Source organism: Gemmatimonadaceae bacterium (assembly GCA_036003045.1).
Classification (GTDB): domain Bacteria; phylum Gemmatimonadota; class Gemmatimonadetes; order Gemmatimonadales; family Gemmatimonadaceae; genus JAQBQB01.
Genome location: DASYSS010000033.1, coordinates 120,662 through 136,514 on the forward strand (window position 1 = coordinate 120,662; position 15,853 = coordinate 136,514).

At 66.5% G+C, this 15,853-nt stretch carries 12 protein-coding genes; 7 read left to right on the forward strand and 5 right to left on the reverse strand.

Going from position 1 to position 15,853, the window contains the following annotated elements:
• Window positions 1-85: 85 nt before the first annotated feature.
• Window positions 86-1,756: a hypothetical protein gene (locus tag VGQ44_08135; GenBank protein ID HEV8446774.1), complete on the forward strand. Its 1,671-nt coding sequence runs from the start codon at window positions 86-88 to the stop codon at window positions 1,754-1,756.
• Here VGQ44_08135 and VGQ44_08140 read toward each other — a convergent pair.
• On the reverse strand, window positions 1,734-3,881 hold the full coding sequence (locus tag VGQ44_08140; GenBank protein ID HEV8446775.1) for a transglycosylase domain-containing protein: 2,148 nt from the start codon (window positions 3,879-3,881) through the stop codon (window positions 1,734-1,736). The two genes, VGQ44_08135 and VGQ44_08140, sit on opposite strands and share 23 nt — an antisense overlap.
• A gap of 86 nt (window positions 3,882-3,967) precedes the next feature.
• On the opposite strand from VGQ44_08140, the gene VGQ44_08145 reads away from it, so the two are divergent.
• Complete coding sequence (locus tag VGQ44_08145) at window positions 3,968-5,818, forward strand: NAD+ synthase (protein ID HEV8446776.1); 1,851 nt, start codon at window positions 3,968-3,970, stop codon at window positions 5,816-5,818.
• On the opposite strand, the gene VGQ44_08150 is transcribed toward VGQ44_08145, so the two are convergent.
• Window positions 5,815-6,117 carry an HNH endonuclease signature motif containing protein gene (locus VGQ44_08150; protein ID HEV8446777.1) on the reverse strand — a complete coding sequence of 101 codons (303 nt, stop codon included), beginning with the start codon at window positions 6,115-6,117 and terminating at the stop codon, window positions 5,815-5,817. The two genes, VGQ44_08145 and VGQ44_08150, sit on opposite strands and share 4 nt — an antisense overlap.
• 121 nt (window positions 6,118-6,238) lie before the next feature.
• Window positions 6,239-6,880, reverse strand: a complete 642-nt coding sequence (locus VGQ44_08155; GenBank protein HEV8446778.1) for an HIT family protein — start codon at window positions 6,878-6,880, stop codon at window positions 6,239-6,241.
• 128 nt (window positions 6,881-7,008) lie between these two features.
• Here VGQ44_08155 and VGQ44_08160 point away from each other — a divergent pair, with 128 nt between their 5' ends.
• Entirely contained in the window at window positions 7,009-9,114 is a 2,106-nt protein-coding gene (locus VGQ44_08160) for a dehydrogenase E1 component subunit alpha/beta (GenBank protein ID HEV8446779.1), read from the forward strand.
• A 6-nt stretch (window positions 9,115-9,120) separates the two neighbouring features.
• Here VGQ44_08160 and VGQ44_08165 read toward each other — a convergent pair whose 3' ends face one another.
• Together VGQ44_08165 and VGQ44_08170 are read right to left on the reverse strand one after the other, a co-directional pair.
• Window positions 9,121-10,005 carry a hypothetical protein gene (locus VGQ44_08165; GenBank protein ID HEV8446780.1) on the reverse strand — a complete coding sequence of 295 codons (885 nt, stop codon included), beginning with the start codon at window positions 10,003-10,005 and terminating at the stop codon, window positions 9,121-9,123.
• 18 nt (window positions 10,006-10,023) lie between these two features.
• Window positions 10,024-11,631 carry an amidohydrolase gene (locus VGQ44_08170; protein HEV8446781.1) on the reverse strand — a complete coding sequence of 536 codons (1,608 nt, stop codon included), beginning with the start codon at window positions 11,629-11,631 and terminating at the stop codon, window positions 10,024-10,026.
• A 149-nt stretch (window positions 11,632-11,780) separates the two neighbouring features.
• Here VGQ44_08170 and VGQ44_08175 point away from each other — a divergent pair, with 149 nt between their 5' ends.
• From VGQ44_08175 to VGQ44_08190, 4 genes are read left to right on the forward strand one after another with little or no spacing between them, the layout of a single operon-like run.
• Complete coding sequence (locus tag VGQ44_08175; GenBank protein ID HEV8446782.1) at window positions 11,781-12,179, forward strand: hypothetical protein; 399 nt, start codon at window positions 11,781-11,783, stop codon at window positions 12,177-12,179.
• 10 nt (window positions 12,180-12,189) lie between these two features.
• Window positions 12,190-14,034, forward strand: a complete 1,845-nt coding sequence (locus VGQ44_08180; GenBank protein ID HEV8446783.1) for a sensor histidine kinase — start codon at window positions 12,190-12,192, stop codon at window positions 14,032-14,034.
• 1 nt (window position 14,035) lies between these two features.
• Window positions 14,036-14,845 carry a LytTR family DNA-binding domain-containing protein gene (locus VGQ44_08185; protein ID HEV8446784.1) on the forward strand — a complete coding sequence of 270 codons (810 nt, stop codon included), beginning with the start codon at window positions 14,036-14,038 and terminating at the stop codon, window positions 14,843-14,845.
• Window positions 14,846-14,897: 52 nt separating this feature from the next.
• The gene (locus tag VGQ44_08190; GenBank protein HEV8446785.1) at window positions 14,898-15,848 is read left to right on the forward strand and encodes a TerC family protein; all 951 of its coding nucleotides are present in this window, start codon (window positions 14,898-14,900) and stop codon (window positions 15,846-15,848) included.
• The last annotated feature ends 5 nt before the right edge of the window (window positions 15,849-15,853 follow it).

A 15,853-nucleotide genomic window follows, 5' to 3' on the forward strand; every position in this document is an offset into this window, starting at 1 on the left:
CGTCGCCCTGCGACGCATTGCACATTGTGAGGCGGCGGATTTTCCCATCCGCAAGCGCCGTCTCAACCTCCCGGAGCACGCCAGTATGAGAAGCACACGTCTTTCGCCTCGCCGTGCGCGCGTTGCGCTCGGCGTTCTTTTCGCCGCCCTTTTGATTCCCGCGTCTTCGGTGCTCGCGCAGCGGGGCGGCGGCGGACGCGGCGGCGGCGGGAACGGCGGCGTTCAGGCTGGTGGCCCCTCGGCCGGGAACGATTCAGCCACCGGCGGTGCCGCGCGCCGACCTGGTTTGGGAACCACGACCTCCACGCCGCGCGACATCGTGGCGATGACGGAGGCCGCTCCGACGATGACCCACCACTCGGTCAACGTTCGTGGGCAGGTGATCGCCTACACGGCCACGGCCGGAATGCTGCCGATTCGTAACGAGCAGACGGATGCGGTCGAAGGCGGGATGTATTACGTCGCCTACACGAAAGACGGCGGCAACCCGTCGACCCGTCCGATCACCTTCGCCTTCAACGGCGGGCCCGGCTCGGCAACCGTCTGGCTCCATCTGGGCGCTTTTGGACCGAAGAAGGTGAAGCTCAACGCCGACGGCACCGCTCCGCCGCCGCCCTACACGTTCGAGGACAACCCGAACACGCTGCTCGACCAGACGGATCTCGTTTTCATCGACGCCGTCGGCACGGGCTACAGCAGAGCGGCGACGCAGGCGCTCGGCGCGCGTTTCTGGGGCCTCGACGAGGATTTGAATTCGTTCCGCGAATTCATTCGCCTCTACCTCACGCGCTTCGACCGCATGGCGTCGCCGAAGTTCCTGGCCGGCGAGAGCTACGGCACGACGCGCGCGTCCGGACTCTCCGGCCTTCTCGCCGACGATGGCATCGCGCTCAACGGCGTGGTGCTTCTCTCGTCGGTGCTGAACTTCGGATACTCGTCGCAGGTCCGCGGCAACGACATCGGCTTCATCAACTTCATTCCGACGTACACGGCCACGGCCTGGTATCACAAGAAGCTGCCGGCCGATCTGCAAAAGCAGTCCATCGAGGAAGTCACCGCGGCCGCCGAGAAGTGGTCGGTGACCGAGTACGCGGGCGCGCTGATGAAGGGGAACAAGCTCACGCCGGCCGAACGCCAGACGACGATCGACCAGATGGCGCGCTTCACGGGCTTGCCCAAGGACATCATCGACCAGAACGATCTACGCGTCGCGCTCGGAACCTTCGACTCCGAGTTGATGCGCGACCAGCACGAGACGGTGGGCCGTCTCGACGGCCGCTTCACCGGATTCGCCCCCCTGAGCGGCGGACGCGGTGGCGGCGCGGGCGTCGGCGATCCCAGCGACATCAGCATCCGCAACACGTTCACGCCGGTGCTCACCGACTACACGCGCCGGGAGCTCAACTACCGCAACGAAGACACGTACTACATCCTCGGCGGCGGCATCGGCCGCTGGAACTACCCGCAGAACTCGTACGCGACCGTCGTTCCGAACCTCGAGCGCGCGTTCGCCAAGAACTCGTACATGAAGCTCTATGTGGCCGAGGGCTACTACGACGCCGCGACGCCGTATTGGGCGGTCGAGTACACGTTGTCGCACCTCTCGATCGATCCGAAGGTGGCGAAGAACAACATCACCGTCGGCAAGTTCACGGCGGGGCACATGATGTACATCGACGAGCCGTCGATGAAAAAGCTCCGCACCGACCTCGAGAAGTTTTACAGCAGCGCGGTCAAGGAGCAGGTCGTCCCGTAAGGACCGGCGCGATCACTCGTGCCGGCGGCGTGAAGAGCGGGCCCCACTGCGGAACTTTCCACGGATTGTTCCGCAGTTCCTCGGGCTCGGTGCCCGGCAAGAAGTACTCGGTGTAGCGCATGTCGTACGGCGTCGCGGCCGTCGCGAGCTTGCCCGTCGTGCGATCGATCTCGGCGTAGACGAGACCGTCCGGCGGCGCGCCCCAACCGCTCGTCGACCGGCCCGTGTAGTACTTGCCGATCATGTCGCCCCAGATCGGCGCCGCGAGCAGACCGCCGACCGCGCCCTTGGCGATCGTCTTCGGCTGGTCGAAGCCGAGCCACACGCCGGCGACGACGTCCGGCGTCATCCCGACGAACCACACGTCGCGGTTGTCGTTCGTCGTGCCCGTCTTACCGGCGACCGGCACGTTGTCCGGCACGGCTTTGCGGGCGGCGGTCCCGCTCCCCCGCTCCGCGGCGTCGCGCATCATGTCACGCACGATGAACGCCACGCGTGGATCGAGCACCTGCTGCGGGGTCGATGCGGGACGCGCGTAAACCGCCCGGTTCGCCACGTCGTTGATGCGCGTGATGAAACGCGGCTGCACGACAGCGCCGTTGTCGGCGAACGCCGTGTACGCCGTGATCATGTCGATCGGGTGCACCGACGACGCGCCGATCGCGCTCGCCGGCACCGGGTCGATTTTCGTCGTGATGCCCAGTCGCTGCGCGAGCGCCGACACGGAGTCCATCCCGACGCGCATGCCGAGTTGGATCGCGACCATGTTGCGCGAGTGGACGAGCCCCTCGCGCATCGTCATCGCGATCGCGGTCGGCACGCCTTCCTTCCACGTCGTCATTCCCCAGAATTTTCCGTCGTTCTCGCCCGGTTTGTACTCCTCACCCGTGGGAAGCGGAATGTCCAGCGCCGTGTCCGGAACGATCGTGTTGACGGAGACGCTGTCCTCGATCGCTTTCGAGTAGACGATCGGCTTCATCGTCGAACCGGGTTGACGCAGCGCGGTGATCGCGCGGTCGAAGGGCGCGCGCTGGTAGTTGCGCCCGCCCACGAGCGCGCGCACGTCGCCGCTGCGGGGATCCATCGCGACCGCCATCGCCTGCAAGTAGTCGGTCTGATTGCCCTTCGCGAGCGCCTGTGTGAGGTGCTTGTACCCCTTTTGCGCCTCGATCTTGTTCGTGCCGTCGACGACGGCGTCGACCGCCGCGCGCTGAAGTGTGGGATCGAGCGTGGTGTAGATCTTGTAACCGCCGTTCCCCACGGGAATCCCGGCGCGCTCGGCCTGGTGCTTCACTTCGTCGACGAAATAGCCCGCCGCGGCGGACATGCCGCCGTTCGACGCGGTGACCAACGGCTCGAGCTTCGTCTTGTCGGCCAGCGCCTGCGTGATGTACTGCTGGTCCGCCATCAGCTGCAGGATCAGATTGCGGCGCTCTTTCGAGCGCTGCGGGTGGGCGATCGGATCGTAGTACGGCTGCGACCTGGGGAGAGCGGCGAGCGTCGCCGCCTCGGCGAGCGTGAGCCGCGACGCGGGATGGCCGAAGTAGTGACGCGATCCCGCCTCGATACCGAACCAGCCGCGGCCCAGGTTGATCTGATTGAGATATCCCTGGAGGATCGTGTCCTTCGGGTAGTGGCGCTCCATTTCGCGCGCGGCCGACTGCTCACGCAGCTTGCGCGAGATGCCCGCGGTGCCGCTCACCTCGCGCCGGTCGATGATGTCCGGGTGCATGTACCCGACCAGCTGCTGCGTGATCGTGCTGCCGCCGCCGCGATTCTCGTTGAGAATCTTGCCTTTGACCGCGGCCACCACCGAGCGAAGGTCGACCCCGTCGTGCTCGTAGAAGCGCTGATCCTCGACCGCGATGAAGGCCTTGGGCACGTACCACGGCAGCGTCTTGAGCGGCACGCTGGTGCGCATCTCGCGGCCGATCTCGCCGATGAGCGACGAATCGCGCGCGTAAACGAGCGACGACTGGGGAAGCGGAATGATCTGCCACGCTTCGCCCGTCTTGGGCGTCGTGTCCTGCGCGCCGATCGGAGCAGTCAGCGCCAGGGCGATCAATGCGTATGTCGTCCGGCGCACGCGCGACGCGGCCGCCGGGGAAAAACGAGTCAACGTCATGTAACCATTGTATCTGTGCACTTCTCTATTACCCCGATGAGGCGGAATCTCGCCCACCTCGTTCTTGGCGCGCTACCTTTCGTTCCATGCCCCCGCTCGTCCACCTCGCCGTGGCGCAAATCAAGCCACGGAAGGGCGATTACCGCGGCAACCTCGAGCGGCTTAAAGCGGTCTTCGCCCAAATCGATCAACTGAGACCCCGGCCGAACGTGCTCTGTTTGGCCGAGAGCGCGCTGACCGGGTATTTCCTCGAGGGCGGCGTTCGTGACAGCGCGGTCACCGCGGGCACGCTCGCCGCGGATCTCGACGCCGTCTACCGAAGCGCCGTCACATCGCCCGCACCAATCGACGTAACGCTGGGCTTCTACGAAGTATGGAACAACAAGCTCTACAACAGTGCGATCTACGTCACACTGGGCGCGGGCGAGCCGAAGATCCGGCACGTTCATCGGAAGGTTTTTCTCCCCACCTACGGGCTTTTCGATGAAGAGCGGTTCGTCGAGCGTGGTCGGGAAGTCCGGGCGTTCGACACGCCATGGGGTCGCGCCGCGCTCCTCGTTTGCGAGGACGCGTGGCATAGCCTCACCCCGACGATCGCCGCGCTCGACGGCGCGCAGATCATCTTCGTTTGCGCCGCCGCGCCGGCTCGCGGCACTCAGCCCAAGGGAGACTCCGTCCCGGGTCCGGTGAGCGTCAGCCGCTGGGACCGATTGATTCGCGACGTCGCCGACGAGCACGGCGTCTTCGTGACGCTGTCGTGCCTGGTAGGCAGCGAGGGCGGAAAGGTTTTTCCAGGCGGCTCGATGGTAACGGGCCCGTCCGGCGATGTTCGCGCGCGAGCGCCGCTCTGGGACGAATCGGTGCTCTCGGTCGGCGTGGACCTCGCGGACTGCACGCGCGCGCGCACCGACATGCCGCTCATCGCGGACCTCGAAACGATGGTACCGCATCTCAAGCGGAACATCGACGACATTCTCGCCGGTACGCCGGCGACGCTCGAGTACGATCCGGTTGCCGCCCACGCCGACGATTCGGCGCGGCACGAGCCGGGGCCGACGAACCCACGCGCGACACGCGGGCAGGATCTGCCGGTGATTCGCGTGGGTGCAACCGGCCATGAAGCGCCGGGGCAGCTCGCGATCGACGCCGCGCTCACGGAGCAGTGGCTCGTTCATTTCATCCGCGACGAGATGGAACGCCGCCAGTTCAAGCGCGCCGTCGTCGGGGTGTCCGGCGGCGTCGACTCGGCGGTGACCGCGTATCTGGCGGCGCGCGCGCTCGGACCCGAGAACGTGATCGGCGTCCGCATGCCGTACCGCTCGTCGAGTCGCGAGAGCCTCGACCACGCGCAGCTGGTCATCGACGCGCTCGGGATCGAGTCGCGCACGATCGACATCACGGCGGCGGTCGACGGCTATCTCTGTCACGAGCCCGAGGCCGATGGTGGTCGTCGAGGGAACGTGATGGCGCGGATGCGCATGATCACGCTCTTCGACCTTGCCGCGAAGCACCACGCGATCCCGCTCGGCACGGGGAACAAGACCGAGCGTCTGTTCGGCTACTTCACGTGGCACGCCGACGACTCACCGCCGATCAATCCGCTGGGCGATCTGTTCAAAACGCAGGTGTGGGCGCTGGCGCGTCACTTGGGCGTGCCCGGGGTGATCGTGGACAAGCCACCGACCGCGGACCTCGTCGTCGGTCAGACGGACGAAGGGGACTTCGGAATCAGCTACAAGAAAGCCGACGAGATTCTGAATTGGCTCGTGGCCGGATTTCAGCCCGACGAGCTGGTCGCGCGCGGGTTCGACGCCAAGGAAGTGGAGATCGTCCGCCAGCGCGTGGCGAGCACCCACTGGAAACGACGACTGCCCACGGTGGCGATGCTCAGCCCAACGGCGATCGGCGAGTCGTACCTGCGGCCGGTCGACTACTAGGCGACCTGCTGGGCAGCCCGCGCGAACGCCAGGCTCACCGCGCGTTTCGCGCACCGCTTGAGCGCTCGGTGCACCGCGCGGGCGTGCGCGATGAAATTGAGCCCCGCCCACGGATGCCGCGAAAAGAATTCGGTCGGGAGCAGATCGCCTTTGAGGCGATTGCAGCGGCCGCAGGCGAGAACGACGTTGCCGGCGACGTGCGCGCCGCCGTGCGACAACGGATGAACGTGGTCGAGCGTCGCGTCGTCGAAGTCGAGGAGTGAGCCGCAGTAGACGCAGCGGCGGTCGCAGTCGCGCATCGCGGCGCGTTTGATGGCTCGCTTCTGATAGCCCGACGCCACCGTTTTTCGCGGGCGCGATCCGCGTGGGAGTCGCGCCAGGGATACGTGATCGACCTGGCCGCGGCTGTGCCGAGCGACCTTACTCGTCGCCGGGTGGTTTCTTCGATTCAGAGGACGACTCAGGGACGACCTCTCCATGCGCGCCTTCGCGCGGTTGCCACCCGTCGGCCTGTGACGTTGGCCCACGAACGTGGCTCGTGTCGGCGCGCTCCGAACGTGACCTCACAGGGGCTGACTCCTCGAACACCGGAATCGCAACAGTGCGATCCATCGCGGCTGCCGTGATGGGATCGCGCAAAGCGGCGATGATCCGGGCGGCGTACGCGTCGAGGATCGTCCGGTCGGGCATCTGCGATCCGCCGAACGGGAGCGGAATGTCGAATCCGTCGCCTTGCCGCCGAGGAATGATGTGGACGTGGTAGTGAGGCTCATCCTGGCCGGCGGCTTCGCCGCTGTTGACGACGACGTTCAGGTCATCTGCTCCAGCGACGCGCCGAATGGCCGGCGCCAAGTCGAGGGTGAGCTTGTAGAGGTGGAGCGCCAAGTCGCGGGGAATGTCGTTGATCGACTCGTAGTGCTCGCGCGGCACGACGAGAACGTGCCCGTTGTTCACCGGCTGCACGTCCATGAAGGCGATCGCCCGCGAATCCTCGTGGCAGATCGACACTTCAGCGGCGCCATGGATCATGTCACAAAACGTGCAATGGGCGAGCTTGATCATCACTGTCTCGAGATGTGCCTGCTCGTCTTAGCGCAGATCGAGTGCCAACGCCGACGTCGTCCGCTCGCGCCGCCGTTTTTGGTGCCGCGCGTCTCTCCTAAAGCCACGCCCGGGCTTATCTTCCGTGCATGGCCACAACGACCAAAGCCGAGCGCAAGACCACCGGATTGACGCGCGAACAGCTCCTGGACGCGTATCGCACGATGTACCTGTCGCGCCGCCTCGACGACCGCGAGCTACAGCTCAAGCGCCAGAACAAGATTTTCTTCCAGATCTCGAGCGCGGGCCACGAGGCCGTGATGACCGCCGCCGGACTGGTGTTCAAGCCCTCGTACGACTGGTTCTACCTCTACTACCGCGACCGCGCGCTCTGTCTCCAGCTCGGCATGACGCCGGAGGAGATGCTGCTGTCGGCCGTTGGCGCGGCGAACGATCCCAACTCCGGTGGCCGCCAGATGCCGAGCCACTGGGGACACAAGAAGCTCAACATCGTCTCCACCTCGTCGCCGACCGGAACGCAGTTCCTGCAGGCGATCGGTTCCGCTGAAGCCGTAGTCCGAGCCAGCCAGCTCGGCATGAAGGACGGGTTCGAGTCGGATGAAGTCGTGCTGTGCACCACCGGCGACGGCACGACGAGCGAAGGCGAGTTCTGGGAGTCGCTCAACGGCGCGTGCAATCTCAGGCTGCCCGTCGTCTACCTCGTCGAAGACAACGGCTACGCGATCTCCGTCCCGGTCGAGGTCAACACCGCCGGCGGCAGCATCTCGAAGCTCGTCGCGTCGTTCCCCGGCCTCTACATCGAGGAAGTCGACGGCTGCGACCTCGTGGCGAGTCATGCGGCGATGCAGCGCGCCGTCGACTACGCGCGGCAGCGAAAAGGGCCGGCGCTCGTCCACGCGCACGTGATTCGTCCGTACTCGCACTCGCAGTCGGACGACGAGGTGATGTACCGGCCGCCCGAGGAGCGCGACGCCGACGCGACCCGCGATCCGCTCACGACCTTCCCCGCCTGGCTCGTCGAGAAGGGGCACGCGACCACAGAGGAGCTCGAGAAGATTCGCGAAGAGGCCGACGCGGTCGTGTTGGCCGCCACCGACGCCGCGCTCGCCGCCACGCAGCCCGGCCCGGAGACCGTCGAGCGCTTCGTCTACTCGCCCGACGTCGATCCGACGAGCGAGCAGTTCGACACGGAGGACGACCCGCAGTTCTCGGGCAACGAGACGACGATGGTCGATCTCCTCAACGCCTGCATGCGCGACGAGATGCGGCGCGATGAGAAGATTCTCATCTTCGGCGAAGACGTCGCCGACGTGTCGCGCGAAAAGTACATGGGCAAGGTCAAGGGCAAAGGGGGCGTGTTCAAGGTGACGTGGGGACTCCAGAAGGAGTTCGGCGGCTCACGCGTCTACAACTCGCCGCTCGCCGAGGCCACGATCGTCGGGCGCGCCATCGGGTTGGCGATTCGCGGATTCAAGCCGGTCGTCGAAGTCCAGTTCTTCGACTACATCTGGCCCGCGTTCATGCAGCTCCGCAACGAGCTGGCGACGATGCGCTGGCGCTCGAACGGCGACTTCTCGGCGCCGCTCGTCGTGCGGACGACGTACGGCGGATACATCCGCGGCGCGGTCTACCATTCGCAGACCGGCGCGTCGTTGTTCACGCACACGCCGGGCATTCGCGTCGTGTGTCCCGCGACGGCGCTCGACGCCAACGGCCTGTTGCGCACGGCGATTCGCTGCGACGACCCGGTGCTCTTCCTCGAGCACAAGCATCTCTACCGGCAGACGTACAACAAGGCCGCGTATCCGGGCGCCAACTTCATGATTCCGTTCGGCAAGGCGAAGACCGTGCGCGAAGGGACCGACGTCACGATCGTCACCTACGGCGCGACGGTGCAGCGCTCGTTCGCGGCAGCCAACCAGCTCGCCGACGAAGGGCTGTCCGTCGAGGTCATCGACCTGCGAACACTCTCGCCCTGGGACCAGGACGCGGTGTACGAGTCGGTGAAGAAGACCAGTCGCGTGATCGTCGTCTACGAGGATTCGCTCTCCTGGGGCTACGGCGCCGAGATCGTCGCGCGCATCGCCGACGACTGCTTCCCGTGGCTCGACGCGCCGGTCAAGCGCGTGGCGTCGGCCGACACGTTCGTCGGCTACGCGCCGCGGCTCGAGGACGCGATTCTTCCGCAGGTCGACGACGTCAAACGCGCCTGCCTGGAGATCGCCCGCTTCTAGCGTTCTCTAGTGGTGCCCGCCGGGAAACGGCGACGCGCCGCGCGTGTAGTCGGCGGGTATGACGAACAAGTTGGCCGCCACGGAAACGCGCTTCAGGTTGGACATCTCCGACGTCATGTTGAGCCCGACGTCGGCGCCCGCGCCCTCCGACGTCGTCGTCATCTGGACCCGCAGCGCCGAGCCATGCAGGAGATGCGAGACTGAATCCACCTTGGCGGCCAGGTCCTTGAAAGGCCCCGACGCCGCCGAGGTGCTCACGGCCTGGCTCCCGCCGCTCATCTGGCTCGTCTGCTGCAACGGGCTCGTGACAAGTCCCGGAACCGTCGCCACCCAATATTCGGTCGCGGCCTGGGTCTTCATCTGCTGCGCCGTTCCCATCGCCTCGATCGCGAGCGTGTAATTGATCGTCTGCTTGTAGTGATGCGTCGCGTAACCCGCGATCGTATCGGTCCCCGGCAGGCTGTCGAACTTGACGGAGATGTCGCCCAGCGCGATGGACATGCCCATGGCCTGCACCTGCTCCATCGCTTTGTTCCCCACGTCGAGCGGCATGACCACGAATTCCTTCTTGCTCGGCCGGACGATGGTGATTCCCGTCGAGTCGAAAAGCATGTAGTCGCCCTTCTCCGCCAACGGTGGCATCGCGCCCTCGACGATGTCGATCCGCACGCGCCTGCCGATCGCAAACCCGTGTCCCGAGTACCCGGGCACCATCGAGCCAAGCATCGAGCTCATGACGCCACTCGCCGACATCACCGTCTTCACGTCGAACTCGACTCCCTCACCCTTGTCGGCTGCCTGAGCGGCAACCGCAGCCGCGGTGAAAGGGCCCGCGAGCAAAGCGATTGCCGCGGAAGTTCGGGACGTCGTGAGAATGGCTGCAACACGCATTGGTAGCCTCCGATTACATCAAATCGACGAGTGTACGATGCGACCGCCTACGACGGTCGTCACGACGTGAGCGTCACGAATCGTTTCAGGTGCCACGCGCGTGATGTCCCGGTCCAGCATGACGAAATCGGCCAGCGTACCCGTCGCCAACTGTCCTTTGTCGAACTCGTCGAACGACGCGTAGGCGGCGTCAGTGGTATACGCGCGCAACGCCTCCTCCACGGTAATACGCTGTTCCGGGTGCCATCCGGCCGGATTCCCGCCGCCCAGCGTGCGGCGTGTCACGGCGGCGTAAATCCCCTCGAGCGGCGTCGGCGGCGCCACGAACCAGTCGCTCCCGAACGCCAGCCGTGCCCGCGCGTCGAGCAGCGACCGGAACGCGTACGTCCACTTGGCGCGCTCGGCGCCGATCACGCGCTCGGCCCACCGCCCGTCGTCGATCGCGTGATACGGCTGCATGCTCGCGACGACGCCGAGACTCGCGAATCGCGGGATGTCGGGTGGCGAAAGATGTTGCGCGTGCTCGATGCGGAAACGCCGGTCCCGCGGCCCGTTCTCGAGCACGACTCGCTCGAATATGTCGAGCTGAGTACGAATCGCGCGATCGCCGATGGCGTGGACGATCATGTGGAGTCCGGCCTTGTCGGCGCCGGAGGTCCACCGGTAGAGGTTCTCCACCGTGTTCACGAACAGACCGCAGTCGCCCGGCGCGTCGGAGAACGGCTCCAGCATCGCCGCGGTGTGCGAGCCGAGCGAGCCGTCTACGAATCCCTTGAGCGCGCCGATTTTCAGCCACTGGTCTCCTGATCCACGCGCGGCGATCTGGTCGCGAAGCCGCTCCCACGTCGAAATCGGCACGGCGGCGTAGATGCGCGTGCCGAGCCGCGCCGCGTGATGGGCACGCTCGAACACGGCGAGATCCGCCCACGTTCCCATATGGTGCACCGACGTCACGCCTCGCTCGGCGACATAGCGCATCGCGGCGTCGAGCGCGCGGTCTTCCTGGTCGTGCGACCGAGCGGGAATGACGCGGGCGACGAGCGATTCGGCGTTGTCCTTGAACACACCGGTCGGTTCGCCGCGCGCGTCGCGTACGATCGTCCCGCCGGCAACGTCGCCCGTTTCACGCGTGACTCCAGCCGCGGCGAGCGCCGCGCCGTTCGCGAGCGACATGTGGCCGTCGAGGCGTCGTACCCACACCGGATGCTCCGGTGTCACCGGGTCGATCCAGTCGCGGCGCGGTAATTCTCCGCCCCACTGTTCGTGATCCCAGTCGCCGTGAGTGATCCACGTGCCCGCCGGAACGGTCGTCGCATATCCGGCGATGCGCTTCACGAACTCGTCGGGCGTTTTCGCGGTGCGCAGTTGCACGGACGACAGGCCGATCCCGCCCTCCAGGAAATGGATGTGCGAATCGATGAAGCCCGGCACGACCATCATGCCGTGGGCGTCGATCACGCGCGTCTCGGCGGAGGCGCGCTTCCGCATCTCCGCGCTGGACCCGACGCCGGCGACGCGATCGACCGCGATCGCGAGACCGTCTGCCCACGGACGCCGTGAATCTCCGGTCCAGATCCTGGCGTTGACGACGACGAGGGTCGTCGGGAGCGCGGGCATTGGGCGCATGGCCCTGTTCATACCGACGGTCGCCCGATTGCGCAACGCGTTCGACGGCCGCGTTCGGTTCGTCCCCACGTCATGGCGTTGCCCTCGCGAAGATCGCGACTCGTCACACGCCGCTCGCCACCTGTCGCGCCACGCGCCAGCATCAACTCGTGATCCGGCCCTCCTTGGCCCACAGTCTCCGCCGATGGCGCTCGATTTCAGCGTGCGCACTCGTCGCCTGCCTGTCCGCCGGCACGTCGGAGCCCGAGCTTTCCGGAAGCGGAGCGCCGGTGCTGTTCATCGGCAGCCTCACGTTCGTGAACGACGTGCAGGGAATCGTGCAGGCGCTCGCCTTGTCTCGCTCCACGCTGGCGCTCTACTCCGACGGCCTCCACGCGTCGACGGCCGAGTCCTATCTATCCGCGCTCACGATCTACGCGCTTCTCGTGCACAAGACACCGGTGGGTTTGCCCGCGTCGCTCACGCTTCGTTCGGGAACGCGGATCGCCGTCGACGCCTCGACGGCCGCCGTTCTGCAGGCGGCGGCAGCCTCGGTGGCCGGATGGTAGTTTGGCTGGAATGACGCGCCGCCTCCGATCGGCTCTGATCCTCTTCGCGGCCTGGTTCGTTTTTTATGAGACCCAGGCCCTGATGGGAATCGCGCTCGCACCGAAGGGCGCGTTTAGTCGCAGCGGATGGATCGAGATCGACGCGAGTGTCGCTGTGCTGTGGACCCTTCTCAGCACGGTCATCGCGGCGTGGCACCTGCGCGCTCGACGCTGGTCGCCGAACCTGTGGACGCTGATCGCGCTTCACCTGCCGCTGTTTTTCGCGGCCGCCTGGGTCGACGCCCTGCTCGCCCGCTGGATGATTCCGCTCATCAATCCCGCCGTGCCCATAACTCCGATGTGGAGTCTGATTTCCTCGTACGCGGATTTCGATCTCGTGAGCTACGCGGCGATCGTCGCCGTCGTCGAAGCGTTGATCGTCCGCCGCGCGCTCGCCGAGCACCAGCGCCAGACGATGCGCCTCGAGCACTCGCTCACGCGGGCGCGCCTCGACTACCTCGAGGCCCAGCTCCAGCCGCACTTCCTCTTCAATTCGTTGGGCGCCGTGTCGGAGCTCGCGTACGACTCGCCGGCGACGGCGTCGCTCGTTCTGCAACAACTGTCGGCCGTCTTTCGAACGGCGCTCGCCCAGCGAGCCGACGAGGTCACGCTCGGCGAAGAGCTCATCGCGCTCGAGCCATACCTCGACATCCAACGAGTGCGGTTCGCGGACTGGCTCAAGATCGAATACGACATCGCCGACACCGCGGTGGACTGCCTCGTGCCGCGATTCGTCTTGCAGCCGTTGGTGGAGAACGCCATTCGCCACGGTCTCGCCGGGCGCAGCGCGGCGGGCTCGATCCGCATCCAGGGCGTGGTGGAGAACGACGACCTCGTGCTGCGCGTGTTGGACGACGGCGTCGGTCTGGCGCGCGCGACCCGTCCCGGCCGGGGGATCGGGCTCGCCAACGTGCGGGAACGACTCTCGATTCTGTACGGCAGCGATCGTTTGCGCCTCCTCGACGGACCGAGCGGAGTCACCGCCGAGGTCCGGGTTCCGCGCGAGCGGCGCGCGTCGGCAAGTGACGCCGCGAGCGCGGCGGAGGCGCGCGCCGACACCGAGTTCGGCGCGGCGGCGTCGCCGCGCGTTCCGAAGATTCTCGCGCATCCAGCGGCCGCGATCGCGCTCGTGTGGACCGTGTGCGCCGGGATCTGGATCCAGCAGAGCTACATCTATCTGCTCGTCCGCCACCGGCTCGACCAGACAACGTGGCGGTCGCTCGTCGCCTTCGACTTGACGAACGCGGTGTTGTGGGCGCTCCTCACGCCGCTCGTGCTACGCGGCGTTCGCCGATTCCCGGTGCGCCGGCCGCGCGCGTGGCTGCGCGTTCTCGCGCTCGCGGCGGCCGGCTTCGTCGTCACGATCGTGCACGTCGAGCTTTTGCGCCTGGTGACACGGCAAACGGCGCCCCTCTGGTCGTCGACGTTTCTCACCAACCTGATCGTCGACCTCTGGATCTTTGCCGTGCTCGTCGTCATCGCGCATCGCGGCGTCCTGGCCGAGTGGCTGCGCGAGCGCGAGGCCGGCACGTCGGCGCTCGAGCACGAGTTGGCGCTCGCCAATGATCGATCGACGGAGCTCCGCCGCATCCCGCCGATCTTGTTGCAATCGCTCGATGGGATCGCGGTAACGGTTCGGCTCGACCCGGCCTTGACCGAGCGGCAGCTGGCACGACTAGCCGACTACCTCCGCGTCGCGCTCGAGTGCGCCGACGCGCAGGGCGTCACGCACGAGCGGCGCCGCCGCCTCGACGCGGCAGCGAACGCGCTGCGCGAGAGCGGCGCCTACGTACCTGAACTCACACGGACGGCCTGAGATGCTCACCGCCATCGTAGCCGACGACGAAGCCGTTGCCCGAAGACGCGTCGTCCGCCTCGCCGAGGAGACCGGCGAGGTCGAAGTCCTCGCCGCGTGCGCCGGAGGACGCGAGACCGTCGAACAGGTGACGGCGCTCCAACCGCAGCTGCTCTTTCTCGACGTCCAGATGCCCGACCTCGACGCGTTCGGCGTGCTCGAGGCGATCGCCGGACGCGCGTCGCCCGCGATCGTGTTCGTCACGGCGTTCGACCGCTACGCGCTTCGCGCGTTCGAGGTGCAGGCGGTCGACTACCTGCTCAAGCCGTTCGACACGGACCGGTTTCGCGAAGCGTTCGTCCGCGCGAAATCGCGTGTGACCGTCGGACAGCCGCGACGCGACGAGGAGCGCATTCGCGCGTTGATCGCCGAGTACGTGTCGACGCTTCAGACGAACGGGCCCAGCTACCTCGACCGGGTGGCGATCAAGATCGACGGCACGCTGCGTGTCGTGCGGACGGCCGACGTCGACTACTGGGAGACGGACGGCAACTACGTGCGGCTCCACGTCGGAGCCGCGGACCATCTGCTTCGATCGACGTCGACGGCCATGGAATCGCAGCTCGATCCCGGACTGTTCATCCGAATACACCGCCGGTACATCGTGAACGTGGACCGCATCGTCGAAGTGCAGCCGTGGTTCGCCGGCGACGCGATCGCCGTGCTGCGCACCGGCGCCAAGCTGCGCGTGTCGCGCACGTACCGCGAGCGTCTCCACACGCGACTCGGCGCGCGTCCGGAATCGAACGGCGAGGGCGACGCGGCGCCCTGATTCGCTTGGGGGGGGCGGGACGGCGCCGGGCCTGTGGTAGCTTTCGCGCCACATGGTCCCCGCGAACATCTGGTTCTGGGTCGGATTCATCGCGTTCGTGCTCATCATGCTCGCGCTCGACCTGGGCGTGTTCCACCGGCACGCCCACGAGGTGCGAGCGAAAGAGGCCGGCATCTGGACCGCCGTGTGGGTCGGCCTCGCGCTCCTCTTCGCCGCCGGCCTGCATTTCTTCGCCGGCCGCCACGCCGCGCTGACGTTCCTCACCGGCTACGTCATCGAAGAGGCGCTGAGCGTCGACAACATCTTCGTGATGGTGCTGATCTTCGAGTACTTCCGGGTACCGAAGAACTCGCAGCATCGCGTGCTGTTCTACGGCATCCTCGGCGCGCTGGTCATGCGCGGCGCGTTCATCGCCGCGGGCACGGCGCTGATCACGCGCTTTCATTGGGTGCTCTACATCTTCGGCGGACTGCTCGTCTTCACGGGCATCCGCATGGCCGTCCGCAGCGGCGAGGAATTCGACGGCGAGAAAAGCCGCATCGTTCGCTCGCTGCGACGGGTGCTTCCGCTGTCGGACCGGTATCACGAGGGAAGCTTCACCATCGTCGAGCACGGGCGACGGCTGGCGACGCCTCTCCTGCTCGTCTTGATCCTGGTCGAGGCCACCGACCTCATATTCGCGATCGACTCGATCCCCGCGATCTTCGGCGTGACGACCGATCCGTTCATCGTCTATACGTCGAACATCTTCGCCGTGATGGGGCTCCGCTCGCTCTACTTTCTCCTCGCGGCGGTCGTGGACCGCTTCCACCTGCTGAAATACGGTCTGGCGCTGATCCTGACGTTCGTCGGATTCAAGATGCTGACCGAACGGTGGATCGACATCGACATCGCGTTGTCGCTCGCGATCATCATCTCGGTGCTGGCGATCTCGATCATCGCGTCGCTGGTGTGGACCAAGGATCGCCAACAGCCGCCGGCCCCGCCGTCCGCGACCCCCTGAGCGCG